Raw genomic sequence first — 20901 nt, forward strand, 5'->3', positions numbered from 1 at the left:
CTCCTATATAAACGTAATCTCAGCACTCTTTGTCTTTTGCCTGAGTTCGTATTCCGGATAATGGCGAAGTTAGTTATTTGTTGTAAATGTTGTCACCGTGCCAATCTCCTCATGCCCGAGGAGTTTGTCGATGTCGAGGAGGATAAGAAGCCTATCTTTGAGTTTTCCTACACCCTTAATAAATTCAGAGCCCGCTCCTCCGGTCATAGGAGGAGGAGGTTCGACCGTGTCTGAGTTAAGCCGTAATACCTCAGAGACCGAATCAACAATGAGGCCCACGGTTGTGCCGACATCAACGACCATGATCCGCGATTGTGAATCCGCGCTCTTCGCATCAAGCCCGAATTTCTTCCTGAGGTTTATGACGGGTATGACCTTGCCCCGGAGATTAATAACGCCTTCCACATAGCTCTGGGTATTCGGAACCGACGTAATATCAACCATCCGGTTAATCTCCTGGACCTTCAGGATATCAATAGCATACTCTTCACCTACGAGCTTAAAGGTGACCAACTGCAAGATCTCCGAACTTACTGCCAAAGCGTCCATCTCTTCCTCCTTTGCGGGACGGGAGTTTTAGCTGCCACAAAACCGTCAAGCATCATGCCTATCTTATCGGACTCTGACGTCAAAAACTTTAGGGAAGGACCGTCTAAACAGCGTTAATGATCTCTCCGGCCATCTCTTCAACAGAAAGGATCTTATCTGCTATACCGGCATCCACGACCGCCTTCGGCATGCCGTAAACAACGCAGGACTCCTCGTTCTGGGCAAAAATACGCCCCCCCGTCTTCTTCAGCGCCGTGAGCCCTTTCAACCCATCGTTCCCCATCCCCGTAAGGATCACGCCGAGGGACCTGCCTGGGAAATATTCCGCGACTGAAGACATCAGGGCATCCACAGACGGACGATAGATGAACTCCTCCTTCTCTTCCGAGACACTGATCACCGTCTCGATGCCTCTCCTCCTCGCCACCCTCATATGCCCACTGCCGGGAGCTATGAAGGCCACTCCCGCTTTCAGCGGCTCTCCATCCTCTGCCTCCTTGACGGTTATCTGGCTGAGTTGATTAAGCCTTTCGGCAAAGGGGCCGGTGAAGTTTGCCGGCATATGCTGGGCCACAACAACGGGGACAGGGAAGTCCTTTGGGAGTCTGGGAATGATCTCCTGAAGGGCACGGGGCCCTCCTGTCGAAGTGCCGATGGAGACGATGCTTATCCTACGTTCGCCGGTAGTCCTCACCTGCACTGGCTGGGAGACTTCGGCTGTCCTCGGCCTGTCCGATACCTTTGGAATTGCTCTTGTTGCCCTCCCCGGTATTCCCTTTCTTCCGAGATGTTTTACCTTTTCAATGAGTATTTCTTTCAGCTTCACAATGTTGATCGAGAGGTCCGAGAGGTTCTTTGGGATGAAGTCCACAGCCCCCAGATCAAGAGCATCGAGCGTCACCTTTGCCCCTTCAGTGGTCAGGGAGCTGACCATAATCACAGGAAGGGGACTCGTCTCCATGATGTTCTTGAGGGCGGCGATGCCGTCCATCCTCGGCATTTCCACATCCATGGTCACGATGTCCGGTTTCAGGCTCTTCACCTTTTCGATAGCCTCCATTCCGTCTCTCGCAGTCCCGATAATCGATATCTCGTGGTCCGACGACAGCATCGTGGAGAGGGCATTCCGCATAAAGGCAGAGTCATCGACAATAAGGACCTTTACCATGTGATCGTCACATTGAAAAGACCAATAATTGTATGGTTGATCCCTTCATTCCGCATTATCCCCCTATCCATTCTCTATCTCTTCGACCTTGAACCGTCCTGTCTTAAAACCCGAAGTCCTTCAAAAGGTCGTCGACATCAGACTGCGAAACTTGTTCGGGGTTGATCGCTTCCGCAGTCACTCCGTGCTCTATCTTGACGCCGAAGGTCGCTATCAGCTTCACAAGCTCCTCCTCGATCTCGCTCACGAGCTTGATGACCTTCTTTATGGTCTGACCTGTCAGGTCCTGGAACGACTGGGTCGTCAGGATCTCGGTGAGATCATCTTCGAGACTGTTCTTGAAGGTCTTCAGATAGGCAATCGCATCCTCAGGCTCCTTCAGTTTCCGTATCTGGGAGCTCAGTTCATCCATGCCGAGGGTGTATTTTTCGACGATTCCCATCGTCTTATTTGCAGCATCCTCGGTCTTATCTATGACATACTTCAGCCTGTCGATGGCGCCCGGCATCTCAACATTCGCCATGTCCTTGAGTCTCGGATCGATGGCCTCTTTGAAGCTCTTTATGGAGTCGTGCAATTTCCTCGTCACCCTGCCCACTTCGTTGAATATGCCGCTCTGTCCTTTTTTCAGGATATTTTCCATGGCATGATCGGCCTTTTCATAGTCACTGTTCCCAACAGCCTCTATGAAACTGACAAGGTCATCAAAGATCACATACCTCGGATCGCTCGAATCGATTCCCCTCTTCTCAAAAAAATCCCTGGCATCATGCAGCTCCTTTACTTTTATCTCTCCTGCCATGGTCTGGACGGTCTTGACAACCTCGACCCTGTCGCTGCCGTCAGTCTCTTTCACGTCAATAACGACGTCCTCAAAGAGGCTCATGTCTTCTGATGGCAGGAGTTTCTTGGTATCGAGGAGCACAACGAGTCTGTCCTCCAGCTTTGCGACACCCTCGATCTGCTCGACATTATCATTGAGGAACTTTTTCGGGTGCTCGATCGAAGATTCATCAATATTGATAACACCCGTTATCCCGTCCACGAGTATGCCGAAGGTCATTCTGCCGCTCGCAACGACGATGATCTTGTTGCCCCTGTTCCCGTTGTCGCCAAGGTTGACGAGCTTCTTGAGGTTGACGATCGGAATGACCGACCCCCTCAGGTTGGTGACTCCCTCGATATATTCCGGTGCCTGAGGCATTCTCGTTATGGCGGGCATGCTGACGATCTCCCGTACCTTCAGGATTGGTATCGTGTATTCGCTCGCATTGAGATGAAACCCTATATACTGCTCCATGTCTCTCCTCCTTACAGGTTTTTTATTGCTCCGCTAACACTCCTCGCTATGCTCGCAAGATCGAGAATAAGGACTACTTTCCCTTCACCCGTTATCGTTGCGCCGAGGATATGAGAAGATGCCGTTTCAAGTCCGTCTATACTCTTTATCACAACCTCTTCTTGTCCGAGGAGCTCATCGACGGCAAGGCAGAACTGACTCTCCCCAATGGAAACGACCGTAGCGTAACGATATTCGGCGTCGGAGCCGGCAGGGTTGCCGAGGAGAGAGGACAATTCGAACAGGGGATTGACTCTCCCCCGGATGACAAGGACCTTCTGCCCCACAACATCATCGATCTCGCTCCTCGACACCTTCCGGATCTCCTCGACGGGTGCAAGGGGAATCGCGTAGTTCGACGTGCCGACCCGCACCATGAGGGCCTGCACGATCGCAAGGGTAAGAGGGATACTGATCCTGAAGGTGGATCCGGCATCCTTCTTCGATGCCACCTCGACATAGCCATTGAGCTTTGAAATGTTCGTCTTGACCACATCCATCCCGACGCCTCGGCCGCTCAGTTCTGTGGCGACATCGGACGTGGAAAACCCTGGCAGAAATATGAGGTTTATCGCAGACTCATCGGTCATCCTCTCGGCCTCTTCCCCGCTGATCAAAGCCTTTTCAAGGGCCTTCTTCTTCACCCTGTCTACATCGATACCCTTGCCGTCGTCAGAGACCTCGATGACAATCTGGTTTCCCTTCTGGCAGGCGCTGATCGTGATCGTTCCCTTTTCAGGTTTTCCCTTGGCCAGTCTCACCTCTGTTGATTCGAGGCCGTGGTCTATCGCATTCCTGATGATATGCACCATGGGATCGCCTATCTGCTCAATGACCGTCTTGTCGACTTCTGTCTCTTCCCCGGAGATCAGGAGCTCAACCTGCTTGCCGAGGGGACCTGCAATGTCTCTTACGAGGCGGGGGAATTTGCCGAAGACCTTTTTGATCGGCTGCATCCTCATCCGCATGACGGCGAGCTGCATATCAGACGTTACAAGATCAAGGAAGTTCACGGTATCCGTGAGGTTCTCGACGTGGACATCATCGGAGAATTTCGTCTCGAGGTAGTTCACAATATTGAGGAGTCTGTTACGGACCATGACGACCTCTCCCGTCAGGTCCATAACGTTGTCGATCCTGTTGATATCGACCCTCAGCGTCTGGAGCGATTCCTTTCGCTCAGCCACCGTCTTCTCACCACCAGTTTCGGCGGCCGGTTGCGGGGCCACCCCTTTCTTCGTTTCCACCGGGACGTCGACAAGCTCTCTCCCTTTCTCTTTTTCGACTTCAGGGAGTATCTTCGCTGATCCGGGGGGATCAATGGTCTCAGGATGTCCGCCTGGCTCCTGGGCCTTCTTCAGAGCCTCTTCCAGTTCGTTAACCAGCGGTACCGTATCTTCCTCTATGCCGTCCTTCAGCTTGATATGCTGGATGAGGAGTCGCAGCATGTCTACACTCTTGAGGATCACATCCATGAGGTACCGCGACAGAGATATCTCGTTTTCCCTCAACTTTTTCATGATATTCTCTGCGCTGTGGGCAACATCGACGATATGCTGAAACCCGAGGAACCCGGCAGCACCCTTGAGCGTATGCATGCTCCTGAATATGTCATTGAGCATCTCTTTGTCGTACCCTTTTGTCTCAAACTCGACAAAGAGGGGATCTATCTTGTCGAGGGACTCTTCTGCCTCAGTGATAAAGTCGGCTATGATTTCTTCCATTTCATCCGGCATATCCTACTCCTCAGGAAGATCGAGACTACGGTCAAGTTAAGAATGGCTTCTTTCTGCCTTAACCGTACTTCTCAACCTTATTCCTTTATTTCCCCAGTTTCTCGAAGATCTTGTCCATCTTCTCCTTTAAGACCTCAGCGGTAAAGGGTTTGACGATATAATTGTTCACCCCTGCCTTGATAGCCTCGACGACCTTCTCTTTTTCGGCCTCGGCGGTGACCATGAGGACGGGGAGAGCCTTTAATTCAGGATCACTCCGTACCTTCTTGAGCAGTTCGAGTCCGTCCATGTTCGGCATGTTCCAGTCGGACACGACAAAGCCGAAGGCATCGTTCTTGAGCTTTGTATAAGCCTGGAGACCGTCTTCCGCCTCTTCAATATTCTCGTACCCTAACTGTTTGAGGATGTTCTTCACGATCCTTCTCATCGTCGAAAAATCATCAATGACAAGGATCTTCATTTTGAGATCAGGCATGGGAAGCACCTCCTTTTTCAAACAAGCTTTTCAGGATCTCTTTAATGTTTTGCGTAACCATATCTGCAGTGACCGGTTTTACGAGATACCGATTTGTACCCGCTGCAAAGGCCCGCTCCCGTTCTTCGGGGTCTGCCTCTGTCGTGACCATGAGAATGGGAACGTCCTGCCAATGGGGATCGGCCCTGAGGGACTTCACCAGCTCAATGCCGTCCATATACGGCATGTTTAGATCGGTTATGATCATATTGACGGCATTCGTCGCCAGTTTTTCAAGGGCATCAAGTCCATTTTCTGCAAAGACCATCTCGAACCCCTTTGACTTCAGATAGATACCGAGCAGCTTCCTTGTCGTCTGGCAGTCATCAACGATCATGATCTTCATGGCAGCACCTCAAGAACGAAGAAAGACTGGGCTGAAGTGATGGTTGAGGGCCAACTCCCCATTCCCCTTTGCACGCCCTCGTCCGTGACTTTACCCTCTTCCTTCAGCATTATATCCTCTGGTAAACGATCACTTTGTTGATAATGGTGGGCTTGAATGCCCGGGTCAGGTTATGGAGGCTCTCGGACGCGCCGATGAAGAGAAAGCCGCCCGGCCTCAGGCTGTCGTATAACAGTGAAATCACCTTCTGCTTTGCCTTGTCGTCAAAGTAGATGAGAACATTCCGGCAGAATATGATGTCAAGGTTTCTCATGGACGGCAGTCTCTTTTCATCCGTAAGATTTATGTTCATGAACTTGACGGAATTCCTTATCGATGGTTCGAGTTCGTAGGACTGGCCATTCGCCTTGAAATATTTCTTGAGATAGGGCTCAGGCACATTTCTCACCGAGTAAGAGCCATAGACAGCCTTCCTGGCAGACATGAGAACCCCGTCGCTGATATCAGAAGCAAAGATCTCTGCCCTGACGTCGGCTCTCTTCTCCCTGAGGAGGAGGGTAATGGTGTACGGCTCCTCTCCTGTCGAACATGCGGCAGACCATATCTGCAATCCCTTCGTACCCTTGTATTTCAGCACCTCCGGGATGACGACCTCGGTGAAGATATCGAATTGTTGTTGCTCCCTGAAGAAGAATGTCTCGTTCGTCGTTATCGCATCGTAGAGTCTCGCAAGCTCATCACCGCAGTTGTTATAGCGGATGCGATAGAGGTAGTCCTCAAAACTGTTGAGGTTGTTCTCTTGAACCCTTTTCAACAACCTGTTTTCAAGGAGATACTTCTTCATGTCGGGGACGTAAATGCCGCTTTTTTCATAGATGAAATCCCGCAGTTGCCTGAATGTCGTATCCTGAAGAACAATGTTCATAACCCTTGTTGTCTCAGCCTCGTCATGTCCTCTGATCTAATCCCCCGCATACCGCAACCCTTGAATCGCCTCACAGGCCTTTTCTCGAACGGCTTCCACGCCGTGGTTTGTCAATGAACTGAGGATGCTGAACGCCTCTCTCCCGCCGATGCGGGATATGGCAGCGATGGCAGAGAGGACAACGGGTAGGCTTCCGTCTTCGACCATGGGGATGAGATTATTGATCATATCTTTCCTGAAGGACTCCCCTAAGGCATTGACTGCGGACATCCTTACCCACTGGTCATCATCGGCGAGAGCCGACTTGATCTCATCATGGTAGCAGTTGTGCTCGCTCATCGCCGCGATCGCCGCCTTCCTCACCTCAGGTTCGGCGGCACGCATCGCCCAGGCGAGTCGGCCGCAAACCCTTTCGTCCTGTATCTTCCCAAGTCCGGTGAGAGCAGCCACCCTGACCGAAAGGTCTCTATCTTCCAATAATGAGAGAAGGATATCAACATCCTCTGAGCATTTCCCGATAACCTCCTTGACAAACCCGTCAAATTCATGAAGATGGCAAGAGAGGGCCGCCGGATCTATCATGAGGAGTGCCCTGACCGCCTCTTCTTTTACGTCCGCGTACCTTTCTGCAAGCAGGAGTTTCAGAATGGGTTCAAAGGAAGCCCTGTCACCAATCCTGCCGAGTGCGGCCACTGCCATCCTCCTGACGTGTCCATCATAATCATCGATAGCATCGACGAGCGTATCCTTTATCTCTTTCTCACCTATCTCGAGGAGGGCCCTCATGCTTGCCCTCCTCACGTCCCTCACGTCTCCTTCAAAGAACCGTATAAGGTGAGGTACTGCTTCAGTGCACCTCAAATCCCCTATCACCTCGATCGCTATGGCCTTTCCCCGGTATTTGAGCGACGGGTTGTTCAGAACAGCGATGAGGGATTCTGAACAGCCAAAGCTCCGAAGGGCTTCCTTGATATGGAGCAACCTCTCTTCATTCTCAGGCTCAGAGGGATCGAGGGAGCCGGCCATGTCGATCAGGGGATAGATGGCCCTCGTTTCCTGCAGCGCTACGAGACCTTTGAGGGCGATGCGTTTATCCTCCCAGTCTCCGGACGTGAACATTTCAAGGAGCATTTCCGGTCCCCCGGGCACGGAAGGAGTGACCCCTATCTGGATCAGACTCTTGAGCGTTGCCTCTTTTTCAAATCCTTCTGCCTTTGTCATGTGGTTGATGAGGGCATCGGCTGACCTTGTCATTCCTATCTTGCCTAGGGTCTCTATTGCAGCATATCTCAGGGCATCTGAAGGACTTTCGAGCAGCTTCTCGATGGACTCAAGGGACGACTCATGATACATCGCTGCCAGCGATTCTATGGCTGAGAAACATACCCATTCATCATCCCCCAGTGCGGCGATGAGTTGCGGCAAAGCGTCCCGATATTGGAGAACTCCGATCACCTTTGCAGCAGATGCCCGGACATTCGGATTGGGGTCATGTTGGAGAAGGTTGGCGATCTCAGGGCAATAATCACACTCCCTGATTTCACCGATAAGATCGAGGGCAAATTTACGCACGTCAGGGTCCTTGTCCCTGAGGAAGGAGACAAAGAGGGGGACGGCAGGTGCGCCGATCTCCTTCAGGATGATTGTTGCCGTGTTCCTGAGGAATGCATCCTCCCTGAGGAGGGGCAGGACCATGTACGCCGTGACCTCGCCTCCCAGAGATATGAGAGAACGCATGGCAGCATCCTGGACTCCAGCGTTTTCATCCTTCAAGGCCTTGATCAAGGGATAAATCGCTCTTTCGTCACTTTTCGCCAGCGCCTCTGCAGCGGACCTCCTTTTTGACGCGTTGTGATGAGAAAGGTCCCTAATGAGTCGCACGAGTCTTTTGGATTGAATCATCATATCTCCTCGGTACTATACTTATCGGCGTCTCATGAGAATTCTTTAACAGGCCATGGCTTGGAGAAAGGTCCCGGAACTATTGCCTTTCCCTTCTTTCTCACAGGTCTACCTTTGCCTTCAGCCTCATGAGTGCCTGATTGTGGATCTGCGACACCCTCCCCTCGGTAAGGTTCATCACATTTCCTATTTCCTTCATCGTCATCTCTTCCCAATAGTAGAGGGAGAGTATTATCTGTTCCTTCTCAGGGAGTTCGCTGATGACCCGGGCTAGGGCCTCCTTTTTTCTGTTCTCTTCGCAGATCTCAAGCGGGGTTTTGGCGTCGGGATCGGATATGCATTCTATCACATCGAGGCCGTTTTCATCATTCGCCCTGTCCCCAAAATCCTCAAACCTCACGGACACCTTAACATTTGCACTCTGGAGTATCCGGTAGTACTCGTTGAGAGGAATCTCAAGTCTTTCCGCTACCTCTTCGCCCTCAGGAGAACGACCGAGCTCCCTTTCGAGGGTGAGATATGCTGACTTAACGCTGTCGATCTTCTTCTTCACGTTCTTGGGAATCCAGTCATGGGCCCGCAGTTCGTCGAGCATCGCGCCCCTTATGCGGTACTCGGCAAAGGTGCTGAGTTTCACCCCATTGTCCTTATATCTGCCCAGTGCATCGAGGAGCCCCATGACACCGACGCTGATGAGATCCTGAACGGTCAGCTGAGGGGGCAGCCTCCATGTGAGTCGATAGGCGGTATACTTGATGAATGGGAGAAAGTCATTGATAATACGCTCCTTCTCCTCTTCCTTCAGTCTTTCCTTCGTTGCGACCATTTTCCTCACCTTCCTTGGTTATAGGGCATCGAATATTGCCCTCGGCTATACGCTCGATGCGGACAGGAGATTCCCGATGAAGAACTGCAGCGTCCCCTTCACCTTGCTGCGGGGATCGAGAATCTTTGATGCAATCTCCGTAACCTGCAGTGATGCAGGGCCGTCGGGATAGACATCAACAAAGGCTTTCTGGGAGCTCACTGCTTTCCGCACCGTTTCGTCAAAGGGGATATACCCAAGATAGTTCAGAGAAATATTGAGGAATTTTTCTGCGGCAAGGGAGAGTCTCCTGAAGACTTCCATCGCCTCCCCGGAGTTCCTCACAGAATTGACAAGGATATTGAACTCCTTCTCCTGGTACCTCGTGAAGAGCACCTTCATGAGGGCATAGGCATCGGTGATTGCTGTTGGTTCGGGAGACGCCACGATAATGATCTCCTGTGCCGCTATGCAGAAGAAGGCCACGTTCTCCGAAATGCCTGCCGCCGTATCAATAAGAAGGACATCCACATTCTCTTCGTACCTGTCGAAGGCCTCCAGAATCCTCAGTCTCTGAAATTCATCAAGGGACGTAAGCTCCTGTACCCCCGAGCTGGCGGGGAGGATCTTTATCCCGTGAGGACCCTCGACGACAACGTCCCTGAGCCCCATCTCTCCGCTCAGGAGGTTCTGGATGTTCTGTCTCGGCGCCAGATGAAGGAGGACATCAATGTTGCTGAGGCCAAGGTCGCCATCAAGGATCATCACATCTTTACCGAGCCTTTTGACCGCTATGGCAAGGTTCGCCACAACATTCGTCTTCCCCACACCTCCTTTTCCGCTTGCCACGGCTATGGTCTTGACATGTTTCCTCTTGTCAGATTTTTTTTTCAGCATCGAAAACTCCCCTTCGTCAGTATGAGGTTTGCAAGGCTCTGGTGATTCGTAAACTCAAGGTCGTCCGGTACGGTCTGTCCCGTCGTGATATAGGCAACCGGCTTCTGGTAAGTGAGCATGAGGTTGTAGAGTGAGCCGAATCTCACGGCCTCGTCGACTTTTGTGAAGGCGATGGAATCGATCGGCAATCTTCGGTATGATCGGTAAGCCTCTATCATGAATGCATCGTCTGCGCTGGCACTCATGAGGAGATGAAGCTCCAGGGGAAACTCTGACGACGGCTCCTCGCCGGATGATACCGAAAAGGTTTCGAGGATTCCGTCTATGTATGCTTCTTCCCGGGGATTTCTTCCCGTGGTATCGATAAAGACGATATCCCTGGTCTTGGAGAAATTGTGGAGACTTCTCCTCAGTTCCGCGACACTCGAGGCCACGGCCAGGGGGATTCCCATGATCCTCGTATAGATCCTCATCTGTTCGACAGCTCCGATCCTGTAAGTGTCGAGGTTGATGACGGCGACCCTCCTGCCCTCTTTGAGAGCCCTAGCCGAGAGCTTCGCTATGGTCGTCGTCTTCCCAACTCCCGTCGGTCCGATGAGCATGACAGCCCTTCTGCTGTTCGTTCGTTCCTTCACCCTGATGTCTTCCGATATCAATGAAGCGATGTCGTTTACGTCCCTTGCCTTGTCGCAGAGACGCAGTGCAAACTCATCCCGCACCGATCTCTCCCTGAGGAAGTTCATCACCATCCTCTTTCTTACCGGCAGCGCTATCTCATAACCGGTATTCCTCATCCCCTCGATGGCGCCACGGAGTTTCACAATCTCATCCTTTATTTCGTTGGTCATGATGTTCACAGGTCGGGGGGTATCAAGAGAGGGAGAGGAGTTGAGCGCCTTCCTATATATGATATCTCCATCTTGTCTCCGGCTTCCCTCCTCCGGCCTTTGCTGCAGACCGGGGCTGTCATAGTCAACGGCAGCCGTGACCTCGACAGAGGGCCTGATACCTTTCTTTTCTTCCGTGGAGAGGATGATCGCGTCCTCGCTCAGCTCTTTCTTTATGAGCTCCAGGGCCTCACTGAAACTCTTCGCTCTAAATTTCTTAATCTTCATATCTCACTACCCCTGTTGTATAGAGTTTTGCCGATGGAGCTATTTCAGCATTCGAAAGGATGACAGCCGACGGGAGGAACCTCTCGGTGATCTTCCTGAGAAATCTCCTTACCTGTGATGAACAGAGGATTAACGGCTGCACGCCCTTGAAGGTGTCGGACGTGATCGCCTTCTCGATAGCGCGTATGAGCCTGCTCACTATGTCTGGGCTTATCGCACCTCCCGTCTCCATTGCCTGAGACAGGGTCATCTCGAATCTTGGGTCCAGTGTCAGCACATGGATGCCTCCGTCAGAGACCATATACTGCTTTGTAATGAACCGTGCCAATGCCTGCCTCACAACTTCCGTCAGCATCTCGATATCCTTGGTTGAAGGAGCGTAATCAAGGAGTGTCTCGAGGATCGTGACCAAATCGTTGATCGGCACCCGCTCCTTGAGAAGATTCTGGAGCACCCTCTGTATCCCGCCCAGTGTCATCTGTGAAGGCACGAGTTCGTCAACGATCTTCGGATAGCTCTTCGCTACGTTGTCGAGGAGGCCCTGCACCTCTGTCCGGGTGAGAAGTTCCCAGGCATGGTTCTTTATAAGCTCCGTGAGATGCGTTGCAATCACTGTCGCCGGGTCCACAACCATATACCCCCTCGACTGGGCCTTCTCAACGTCGGCCTCACTGATCCAGTATGCAGGCAATCCGAAGGCGGGCTCCTTTGTCGGGATACCGTCCAGCTTTTCCGACTCACCCGAAGAGACGGCCAGATATTGGCCCATAACGATCTCACCCCTCCCGACCTCGATTCCCCGTATGAGGAAACTGTATTCATGGGGCCTGAGCTGAAGGTTGTCCTTGATATGGATGGAAGGGACAACGAACCCAAGTTCGGCGGCTAGCTGCCTTCTCATTCCCTTTACCCTGCTGAGGAGATCCGCCCTGCCTGACTCAACAAGCGGTATGAGACCGTACCCTATCTCAAAGGCGAGGGGGTCTATCTCCATGAAGGTCTCGATCGCAGGTTCAGCAGGCGCCGCGGCAACGGCTTCTTCCTTCACCGCCTCTGGTGGCTGCTTGGAAAATACATAGGCAAGGGCGCCGGATGCCGCTGAGAGGAGGAAGAAGGGAAAATGGGGAAGACCCGGCACAAGGCCGAGGACGACCATCACGCCGGAAGCGGTGCCGAGGGCCTTTGGATTAACAAGCATCTGGGAGGTTATATCCTTCCCGAGGTCTTTCTCGGTTCCGGCCCGGGTAACGACAATGCCGGCCGCCGTCGAGATGAGGAGGGCAGGCATCTGTGCTACGAGACCCTCACCGATGGTCAATATGGTATAGGTCTTTGCGGCTTCTGCGATGGGCATTCCCCTCTGGAGCGTCCCTATGATAAAACCGCCGAGAATATTGATCGCTGTTATGATCAGTCCTGCTATGGCATCGCCCCTGACAAACTTGCTGGAACCGTCCATTGCTCCGTAGAAATCGGACTCCTGTGAAACGACTGCACGCCTTCGCCGCGCCTCTGCATCATCGATAAGGCCAGCATTGAGGTCGGCGTCAATTGCCATCTGTTTGCCCGGCATACCGTCGAGGGTAAAGCGGGCCGCCACCTCGGCAATCCTTCCCGACCCTTTCGTGATGACGACGAAGTTGATGACGACGAGGATGAGAAATACTGTGAAGCCGACTGCGTAGTTTCCGCCGACAACAAAATTGCCGAAGGACTGTATGACGTGCCCGGCCGCATCGATTCCCTCATTCCCCTTCAGGAGTATGAGCCTCGTGGATGCGATATTCAGTGCGAGCCGGTAGAGGGTCGTTATGAGCAGGACCGAAGGGAATACCGAGAAGTCGAGGGGCTTCTTGATATAGATGCCTGTCACGAGGATAACGATCGAGAGGGATATGGAGAGGGACAGAAGGATATCGAGAATAAAGGGAGGGATCGGGAGCATCATGACGCCCAAAATGGCCACAACACTGATGGCTACGATAACATCCCCCCTCTTCTGGATGAAGTGAAGAAGATCCATTTACGCCGCTCCTCTCAACTTATAGACATAGGCCAGGATCTTTGCCACCGCCTTGTAGAGTTCCTCAGGGATAAGTGAGTTGATGTCGAGTTTATAGAGGGCCCGTGCCAGGGGCTTGTCTTCCACGAGCGGTACGCCGTGTTTTCTTGCCGTCTCTCTCATCTTCTCTGCTATGATTCCGGCCCCCTTCGCAACGATCTTCGGCGCCGACATCTCATCATTTTTGTAGCTCAGGGCAACAGCCAGATGCGTAGGGTTTGTAATGACCACCGTGGCCTTGGGCACCTCCTGCATCATGCGCCTCCTCGCCATCTCTCTCTGGAGGCTCCGTATCCTTGACTTGATATGGGGGTCTCCTTCGGACTCCTTAAACTCTTCCCTGATCTCTTCCTTTGTCATTCGCAGGGAACGCTCATGCTTCCACCGCTGATAGATATAATCGGCGAGGGCGATGACAAGGAACGTCATAAAGATCGAGAGGACCGATTTGGATATGAGGTTGGCGGCGACCTTCCGTATTTCCGTCAGGTCCATGGCCGCCGTCAACGGGACGATGACGATCGCCTTCTTGACGAGGAAATAGGAAACGACTCCACCGACCGCAAGTTTCAGAAGGCTCTTGACAAACTCCCCGAGGCCGGAGATTGAAAAGAGTCTCCGGAATCCCGCAATGGGACTGATCTTGTCGAGCTCCAGTGCAGGCGCCTTGAAGACGATGCCGCCCTGGGCGAAACCGGCGGCAAGGGCAAGGGTAAAGCTCATACCGAGGATAGGCATGAGGAGAAGAAAGAGTTCAGACGCCGCTGATTTCATGACCGCCAAAGGCTCCCTGCCGCACTGAAGCCCGAGGAGTCTTCCCATGAGTTCGGAAACGCGCGTCACGAAAGAATCTCCCGCAAAGTAAAAGAGAAGTATGGTTCCTGCCGCACCGGCCATGGTTGTGAGCTCACGGCTCCTGGCAACCTGTCCCTTTTCCCTGGCCTTTTCACGCCTTCGAGGCGTCGCTTGTTCAGTTCTCTCTTCGAGTTCAGCCATACCTAGCCCTTTGCCATCCCGATGATCCTGACCATTTCGTTCTCGATATCACTGAAGAAAGTCCCGCTCACCTGGGCGAAGACAGGGAGTCCGAGGATCATTACCGTAAACCCCACAACGACATAGACGGGAAAGCCGACAAAGAAGACGTTCATCTGGGGAGCTGCCTTGGACAAAAACCCGAGAAGGAGGTTTGTGAGGACCATGATGATCACAACGGGTGCGCTCAGTTTCATGGCGACCATGAAGATCCTGCCGGTTATTGCGATTGCCTCAGGAGCGAGGTTTCTCACCTCAATTGATCCCACGGGCGCTAATTCGTAGCTTCTCACAAAGATATAGATGAGGTCATGATGGGCGTCCATGGCGAGAAAGATGAGCATGGCAAGAATCCCATAGATGCTCGATACGGCGGTAGACTGGCCCATCTCAGGGTCAAAGCTCGTAGCGATTGACAGCCCCATGGCATTGCTCATGAGGTGACCGGCCATCTCTATTCCAAAAAATACAAACCTTGCTGCGAGCCCCAGGAGCAGGCCAAAGACGATCTCACGCATAACAAGGAAAGGTACCGCACCCTGGTGGACGTCAAATTTCACGACTGGGGTAAGGACAACCGACAAAGCCACGATGAATCCGATCTTGAACTGGGCGGGCATGTTCTGGTTGCCGAAAAAGGGCAGGAGCATGAGGACAAGAGAGGCCCTCAGGAAGATGAAGAGGAACTTTGCCAGATAGGGTGAAACTATGTCGATGGCATTCATAGGTCGCGGCCTCCTCGTCTCCCTGCGTGACGGTTCTTCATCGTATGAGCACCGGTATCTTTTCTATGAGGTTCGTTGTGAAGGCCGTCAAGACCCTCGCGATCCATGGGAAGAAGACAAAGAGACAGATAAAGACCGCAACAATCTTCGGGACAAAGGTGAGGGTGAATTCCTGGATCTGTGTCACTGCCTGGAAGAGACTGACTACGAGTCCCACAAAAAGACTGACGAGAAGGATAGGCCCCGAGGCAAGGAGTATCGTCTTGAATACCTCGGCAGAGAGCGATTTTACGACATCCACGGTCATAGAAAACTCCTTACGACTGAATTGATGACAAGGTTCCATCCGTCGACGAGCACAAAGAGGAGCAGTTTGAAGGGGAGTGATATGAGGACCGGGGGAAGCATCATCATGCCCATCGAAAGGAGTATGCTCGAAACGACGATATCGATGATGAGAAAGGGGATAAAGATGAGAAAGCCGATCTCAAAGGCGGTCTTCAGCTCGCTTATGGCAAAGGCCGGGACAACGACCCGGATAGGCAGTTCTTCAGACTTCGAAGGCGCCTTTTCCTTTGCAAGGTTCAGAAAGAGGGCGATGTCTTTCTGTCTTGTCTGTCTCAGCATGAAGCTCTTGATCGGCGGCTCTGCCTTCTTGAGGGCCTCCTGGATCGTTATCTGTTTGTCCATATAGGGACTTATCGAATCCTTCGTGATGGCGTCGAGCGTGGGGGACATGATGAAGAGGGTTAAGAATATCGCGAGACCGATAATAACCTGGTTCGGTGGTATCTGTTGGCCGCCGATGGCCTGACGGAGAAAGGAGAGCACGACGACTACTCGTGTGAAGGATGTGAACATCACAAGCACGGCGGGCAGCAGGGACAAGAAACTGACGAGAAAGAAGACTTCGACAGCAGGATCAGTTATTTTCATTGAGGTGCTCCTTGATGTTCCTCAATCGCTTGACCTTGTCGCTGATCTCCCTCACCGTGTCCGTCTCGATGTCGTTCTCGTCGAAGGCCTTCAAGAGCTTGATGTCTGACGTTGTCACGCCCACGAGGAGTATTTCCCTCCCGATCTTCATCGCCGCAATTCCCTTCCTCGGGCCGAAGGACTGGTAGGCGAGAACATTCATGAGTCCTGCTTTCCGCTGTCTTTTTCTCAGGAAAAAACCCATGAGAAAAATGAGCCCTACCACCGCTGCAAGGGCAGAGACCATCTGAAGGTAGATCTCTGTCATTTCAGCTGCTTGAGCCTTTCCGTCGGGCTGACAATGTCCGTGAGCCTCACGCCGAACTTTTCGTTGACGACTACGACCTCGCCCCTCGCCACCAGTTTGTTGTTCACGAGGATCTCCATCGGCTCACCGGCAATCTTCTCGAGCTCCACAACAGACCCCTGACCGAGTTGGAGAAGATCCTTGATGAGCATCCTTGTCCTGCCCAATTCCACGGTTATTTCAAGAGGGATATCGAGAAGGAAATCTATGTCCCTCGAGGGCTGTCCCTTCCTTTCAGGGGTTAACTCTTCGAATTTCGCTTCCTCAGTTGCTTGGCTCATAGCGCTCTCCTTTTCAGTGAATCTTTGTTATCTTTACGGCCTGGTTTCCCCTGCTGTTCCCCGGCACGCAGCTGAACTTCTCGATCTCCTCAACCCTCAGGGGAAGATTATCGGATACGCACTTGTCCAGACAGACTACGCTGCCCACTTCGAGCTTCATCAACTCCTCCAGGGTGAGTTCGGTACTTCCCAGTTCTGCTGTGACTTCGACCTGGGAACCGAGGAGTATCTCTTTCAGCCGCGCGACCCATCTCTGGTCAGTCTCAAATTTTTCGTTCTGGATGCCGGAATAGAGTTTTTCCTTGATCGGTTCGATGAGCGAATAGGGAACGCAGAAGAAGAGTTTCCCGGTGAAGTTCTCGACTTCTATATTGATCTGAACTTTTATCACGATCTCGCTCGGCGTGACGATAGTGACGAACTGCGGGTTCATCTCTGAGCCCGCCTGTTCGGGGTTAATAGGCACGAGAACAGACCAGGCATTCGCCATATCGGATAACCCCATGGTAACGACCTTCTTGATCACCCTCTGCTCTATCGAGGTGAATGATCTACCCTCTGATTTGACATGGAGCGCACCTTTACCCCCGAAGAAGAAATCCACAAAGGCGAATACAAGCGGTGCCTCGAGAACGAGGAGTGAGTATCCCTTGAGAGGCTCCATCTTGAAGATGTTGATGCTTGAGGGGAAGGGAATGGTCTTCATGAATTCGCCGAACTTTATGATCTCCACATTGTGGATAGCGACTTCAACATACCTCATGATGAGAGACGACACCGAATTTCTGAAAAACCGTGCAAACCGTTCGTTCGCAATCTCGAGACCCGGCATCCTTCCACGCACGATCCTTTCCTGGCTCGTCAGGTCGTAGGCCCTGGTACCCGATAGTATCTTTTCCTTGGCGCTCTCGGTGTCTATCTCACCCGACTGTACGCCCCTCAGTAGGGCATCGACTTCATCCTGTGAAAGAATGTCGCTCATTGCATCACAAATTCAGTGAAGTAGAGGTTCTTAAATACATCCTTGCCTACTGCCTGATTTGCCCTGAGAAGAAGTTCATCCTTCAGCTGAAATTTGCCCTCGGGACTTGAGACTGCCTCAGAAGACTTGCTGCTCACGAGGGTGATGATTGCGTCCCGCATTTGGGGGACCTTGTCGGCAACCATCGGCTGGTACGAGACATTACTTAGTTCGAACTGCATCGAGACCTTGAGGAATCTCCCCTGCTCTGCAAGATTCAGGACAAAGGGGTCAAGGGAGACGAGGGCAGTCTTGGCATCCTTCTCTTCTGCCTTGTGTCCATCTCCTGACTTGGTCTTTGCGATGACCTGGGTATATGTTATGAAGCCTGCTGCAAGGACAAGGACAACTGCGCCTGCAATAAGGAAGAGCATCTTCTTGCTCTTCGCAGGCGCCTTTTCTTTCGTCTCTTCAGGATTAACTTCCCCCTTTTCGTCAGCCATATGACATCCTCCTTTTTCATGCCGGGATGAAGCCCGTCACTGCGGGAATATTCAAATAGTATGCCTGCAATAACATGTTGAAATATAAGGTGATTTGTTTTATCATTTCCGTCAAAAGAATGACTATGGTGATGTTTTGTTGGCCTTCAGATCAAGGTGCCGATAGAGGCCTATTCCGCGGGATTCAGCTTTTCTATGGGAGGGACAGGGGGGACTGTTCCAGGCTCTGGCAGGGGCTCGTCACTCTCCCACACTTCATGATATTCAGGGACGACGATACCCCTTTTCACCATAATGGCAGAGATGAGACTTGAGCGGTTAAGCACATACCGCTGGTTGCCGGTGGGGTTATATTTCCTGGGGTTCGGAAGAACGGCGGCAAGCCTGGCTGCTTCTTCCGGGGAGAGTTGAGAAGAGGATTTTCCGTAGTAGTGTCGTGACGCGGCTTCAATCCCAAAGATGCCGTCACCCCATTCTATGACATTCAGATAGAGTTCGAGGATCCTTTTCTTGGAGAGGGCTCTCTCCATCCTCCAGGTGATAATCGCTTCAGCAATTTTGCGAACAGGATTCTTTGAAGGGGAAAGGTAGAGGTTCTTTGCGAGCTGCTGGCTTATCGTACTGCCGCCGAGTTTGAATTTCTTTGCCTTGATATCCCTTTCCATCGCCTTCTGGATCGCCTCATAATCAAAGCCTTCGTGCTTCCAGAACTTGTCATCCTCTGCAATGAGAACCGCCTTCACGACATAGGGAGAGACCTTCGAGAGGGGCACCCAGACTTGGGTGATCCTGTATGGCTTACCCTTTCCCCTTGACTCTCTCTCTCGGTATTCCATGAAAGAGGTCTTTCCGGGATTTTCTTTCTTCATCCGCGAGATATCAGGCATAAGAAGGAAATAGAGGACGGCGAGAGAGAGGGTTACGAGTAAGACCAGGGAACAGAGCCCTTTAAGAGGCCTCATCCTGGATATACCGGTCGGTTTCGGAAAATATACACGAAATTGTCAGACCGTTATCTCTTCATCACGAACGCTGCAAAGACTCATTCGAGGGAGTGAATAAAGCCTCTCAGTTTACCCCTGTCTTCTTCTGACATGTCGAGAAACTCTATGCCTATGTCTTACCGTTGAGGGTCTGTCCCGGATATCAAGAGGCATGAGGCAACCCTGCCCTGAAATCTCACGAGGTCACCTCCGGGAAGGGATTTTTCATCGATAACTTTCTTTCGATTTCAACTTCGCTCGTTGTCTCAATAAGCATGCCACCAAGACTGATCTGCTTTGCCCTGTATGCTTCATATACCTGATGACAGGTAAACAGTCCTAGGCCACGATTTCTGTGCCGATCCCTTTCCTGGTAAAGATCTCAAGGAGGAGGCAATGCGGAACCCTGCCGTCGACGATGTGAGTTTTGTTGACACCGCCATCGAGGGCTCTAATGCATGCCTGGACCTTCGGAACCATCCCGCCTGAGACCGTCCCGTCATCAATATATTTTTTCACGCTCTTTTTTAGAACCGTGGAGATCACCGTGTCTCTTTTGTCCTTAATCCCGGTGACATCCGTCAGGAGAATCAACTTCTCCGCCTTTAACGATGATGCGACGGCAGACGCAACATAATCGGCATTGATATTAAAGGCCTCACCATTGTTCCCAACGCCTATGGGCGAAATGACCGGTATAAAACCGTCCCTCTGAAGGGAACAGAGAATTGTGGGATCGACGGCCTCAACCTCGCCCACGAGGCCGATATCGATGATCTCTTCTCGTCCTCTTTCCGCAGCCTTCCTTATGAGCTTCTTCTTCGCTCGTATGAGCCCTCCGTCTTTGCCACTCAGTCCTACCGCCTTGCCGCCGTGATTATTGATCAGCGCGACGATCTCCTTATTAATAAGACCGCCAAGCACCATCTCGACAATGTCCATCGTCTCCCTGTCCGTCACCCGCTGTCCCTGGACAAAGGTCGGCTCCTTCCCCATCTTCTTCATCGTCTGACTGATCCTTGGCCCGCCGCCGTGAACGATCACCGGCCTTATCCCGATATAGCTCAGGAGTACCACGTCCTGGGCAAAGGAATTCTTGAGCCCTTCTTCAATCTGCGCAGCCCCGCCGTACTTGATGACGAGGGTCTTGCCGTAAAAGTTCTGAATAAACGGCAACGCCTCAATGAGGACATTTGCCTTCTCGACCAATTTTTCCATCTCCTATCCCCCCTCCAAACAGGGGATGCAGACAATCCTCCCGTCTTTCACCCTTGCCTTCGGTTCCGCCACCTTCTCGCCGCATATCGAACAGGGGATGCTTTGGTAAATTTCTGCCTCCTGGGGAAGAGCGATCTTCACCTTCGTCGTTCTGAGCAACTCAGCCTCTGGAGCATCGAGAATAGCCTTTGTCTTCCGTGCCTTTCTGCTGTGAACGACTCTTAAAACGTCTTCAGACCTGTCGCCCTGCAAGTACCGGGTCCACATCTCCTTCTCTTCTGCAGATTCTTCTGGCAGGGTGAAATCGATGGATATTCTCACTCCGTAACCCAGGGGTCTTTTCAAAAAGGTGTAGACCTGCTTACCATGGTCGCGAAATACAAGATTCCCCTTCCCGAAGGTACATCCCGTAAGAACCTGAATGGCATCCACGGCACAGGAATTGTTCTCGACAACAGCAACAAGCTCTTCGTCTTCGGAGATCCGCTCCATGGCGACCTCTCTCATGGCTGCACGTGCAACACGATAACCAAGGGCGAGACCGGGGCAGCTGTG

General features: G+C 52.1%; 23 protein-coding genes. All 23 read right to left on the reverse strand.

Features of this window, described 5'->3' with window-relative positions; translation table 11 throughout:
* Positions 1-69: 69 nt before the first annotated feature.
* A complete protein-coding gene (locus VFG09_04005; protein HET6514299.1) occupies positions 70-549 on the reverse strand; it encodes a chemotaxis protein CheW in 480 nt (159 codons plus the stop codon).
* Between the two features lie 103 nt (positions 550-652).
* Positions 653-1717, reverse strand: a complete 1065-nt coding sequence (locus tag VFG09_04010) for a chemotaxis response regulator protein-glutamate methylesterase (protein HET6514300.1) — start codon at positions 1715-1717, stop codon at positions 653-655.
* Positions 1718-1820: 103 nt separating this feature from the next.
* Positions 1821-3017, reverse strand: coding sequence for a protein phosphatase CheZ (locus tag VFG09_04015; GenBank protein HET6514301.1), 1197 nt, complete (start codon positions 3015-3017; stop codon positions 1821-1823).
* A gap of 11 nt (positions 3018-3028) precedes the next feature.
* Positions 3029-4792 (reverse strand): chemotaxis protein CheA, encoded by a 1764-nt coding sequence (locus VFG09_04020; protein HET6514302.1) that lies wholly within the window; start codon positions 4790-4792, stop codon positions 3029-3031.
* Positions 4793-4877: 85 nt separating this feature from the next.
* Entirely contained in the window at positions 4878-5267 is a 390-nt protein-coding gene (cheY, locus tag VFG09_04025) for a chemotaxis response regulator CheY (GenBank protein ID HET6514303.1), read from the reverse strand.
* Positions 5260-5652 (reverse strand): response regulator, encoded by a 393-nt coding sequence (locus VFG09_04030; GenBank protein HET6514304.1) that lies wholly within the window; start codon positions 5650-5652, stop codon positions 5260-5262. Before VFG09_04030 ends, cheY begins: the two co-directional genes overlap by 8 nt.
* A gap of 109 nt (positions 5653-5761) precedes the next feature.
* Entirely contained in the window at positions 5762-6577 is an 816-nt protein-coding gene (locus VFG09_04035; protein ID HET6514305.1) for a protein-glutamate O-methyltransferase CheR, read from the reverse strand.
* Positions 6578-6613: 36 nt separating this feature from the next.
* Positions 6614-8482 carry a HEAT repeat domain-containing protein gene (locus VFG09_04040; GenBank protein ID HET6514306.1) on the reverse strand — a complete coding sequence of 623 codons (1869 nt, stop codon included), beginning with the start codon at positions 8480-8482 and terminating at the stop codon, positions 6614-6616.
* 97 nt (positions 8483-8579) lie between these two features.
* A complete protein-coding gene (locus tag VFG09_04045) occupies positions 8580-9305 on the reverse strand; it encodes a FliA/WhiG family RNA polymerase sigma factor (GenBank protein HET6514307.1) in 726 nt (241 codons plus the stop codon).
* A 45-nt stretch (positions 9306-9350) separates the two neighbouring features.
* Positions 9351-10181 (reverse strand): MinD/ParA family protein, encoded by an 831-nt coding sequence (locus VFG09_04050; GenBank protein ID HET6514308.1) that lies wholly within the window; start codon positions 10179-10181, stop codon positions 9351-9353.
* The gene (gene flhF, locus VFG09_04055) at positions 10175-11296 is read right to left on the reverse strand and encodes a flagellar biosynthesis protein FlhF (protein ID HET6514309.1); all 1122 of its coding nucleotides are present in this window, start codon (positions 11294-11296) and stop codon (positions 10175-10177) included. Before flhF ends, VFG09_04050 begins: the two co-directional genes overlap by 7 nt.
* Positions 11286-13319 (reverse strand): flagellar biosynthesis protein FlhA, encoded by a 2034-nt coding sequence (gene flhA, locus VFG09_04060; GenBank protein HET6514310.1) that lies wholly within the window; start codon positions 13317-13319, stop codon positions 11286-11288. Before flhA ends, flhF begins: the two co-directional genes overlap by 11 nt.
* Entirely contained in the window at positions 13320-14354 is a 1035-nt protein-coding gene (gene flhB, locus VFG09_04065) for a flagellar biosynthesis protein FlhB (GenBank protein ID HET6514311.1), read from the reverse strand.
* Positions 14355-14356: 2 nt separating this feature from the next.
* Positions 14357-15118: a flagellar biosynthetic protein FliR gene (gene fliR / locus VFG09_04070; protein HET6514312.1), complete on the reverse strand. Its 762-nt coding sequence runs from the start codon at positions 15116-15118 to the stop codon at positions 14357-14359.
* Between the two features lie 37 nt (positions 15119-15155).
* Positions 15156-15425 carry a flagellar biosynthesis protein FliQ gene (gene fliQ / locus VFG09_04075; protein HET6514313.1) on the reverse strand — a complete coding sequence of 90 codons (270 nt, stop codon included), beginning with the start codon at positions 15423-15425 and terminating at the stop codon, positions 15156-15158.
* Positions 15422-16054, reverse strand: a complete 633-nt coding sequence (fliP, locus tag VFG09_04080) for a flagellar type III secretion system pore protein FliP (GenBank protein HET6514314.1) — start codon at positions 16052-16054, stop codon at positions 15422-15424. Before fliP ends, fliQ begins: the two co-directional genes overlap by 4 nt.
* Complete coding sequence (locus tag VFG09_04085; protein ID HET6514315.1) at positions 16041-16361, reverse strand: flagellar biosynthetic protein FliO; 321 nt, start codon at positions 16359-16361, stop codon at positions 16041-16043. The genes fliP and VFG09_04085 overlap by 14 nt, the downstream gene beginning before the upstream one ends.
* The gene (gene fliN / locus VFG09_04090; protein HET6514316.1) at positions 16358-16681 is read right to left on the reverse strand and encodes a flagellar motor switch protein FliN; all 324 of its coding nucleotides are present in this window, start codon (positions 16679-16681) and stop codon (positions 16358-16360) included. The genes VFG09_04085 and fliN overlap by 4 nt, the downstream gene beginning before the upstream one ends.
* A gap of 13 nt (positions 16682-16694) precedes the next feature.
* Entirely contained in the window at positions 16695-17663 is a 969-nt protein-coding gene (gene fliM / locus VFG09_04095; GenBank protein ID HET6514317.1) for a flagellar motor switch protein FliM, read from the reverse strand.
* A complete protein-coding gene (locus tag VFG09_04100) occupies positions 17660-18145 on the reverse strand; it encodes a flagellar basal body-associated FliL family protein (protein ID HET6514318.1) in 486 nt (161 codons plus the stop codon). The genes fliM and VFG09_04100 overlap by 4 nt, the downstream gene beginning before the upstream one ends.
* Positions 18146-18315: 170 nt before the next feature.
* On the reverse strand, positions 18316-19107 hold the full coding sequence (gene mtgA, locus VFG09_04105; GenBank protein ID HET6514319.1) for a monofunctional biosynthetic peptidoglycan transglycosylase: 792 nt from the start codon (positions 19105-19107) through the stop codon (positions 18316-18318).
* Between the two features lie 360 nt (positions 19108-19467).
* Positions 19468-20346 carry an acetylglutamate kinase gene (gene argB, locus VFG09_04110; GenBank protein HET6514320.1) on the reverse strand — a complete coding sequence of 293 codons (879 nt, stop codon included), beginning with the start codon at positions 20344-20346 and terminating at the stop codon, positions 19468-19470.
* Between the two features lie 3 nt (positions 20347-20349).
* Positions 20350-20901: FmdE family protein (locus tag VFG09_04115; GenBank protein ID HET6514321.1), on the reverse strand; the 552-nt coding region annotated here is incomplete at its 5' end.

It is taken from the genome of Thermodesulfovibrionales bacterium (assembly GCA_035686305.1).
Taxonomy (GTDB): Bacteria; Nitrospirota; Thermodesulfovibrionia; order Thermodesulfovibrionales; family UBA9159; genus DASRZP01.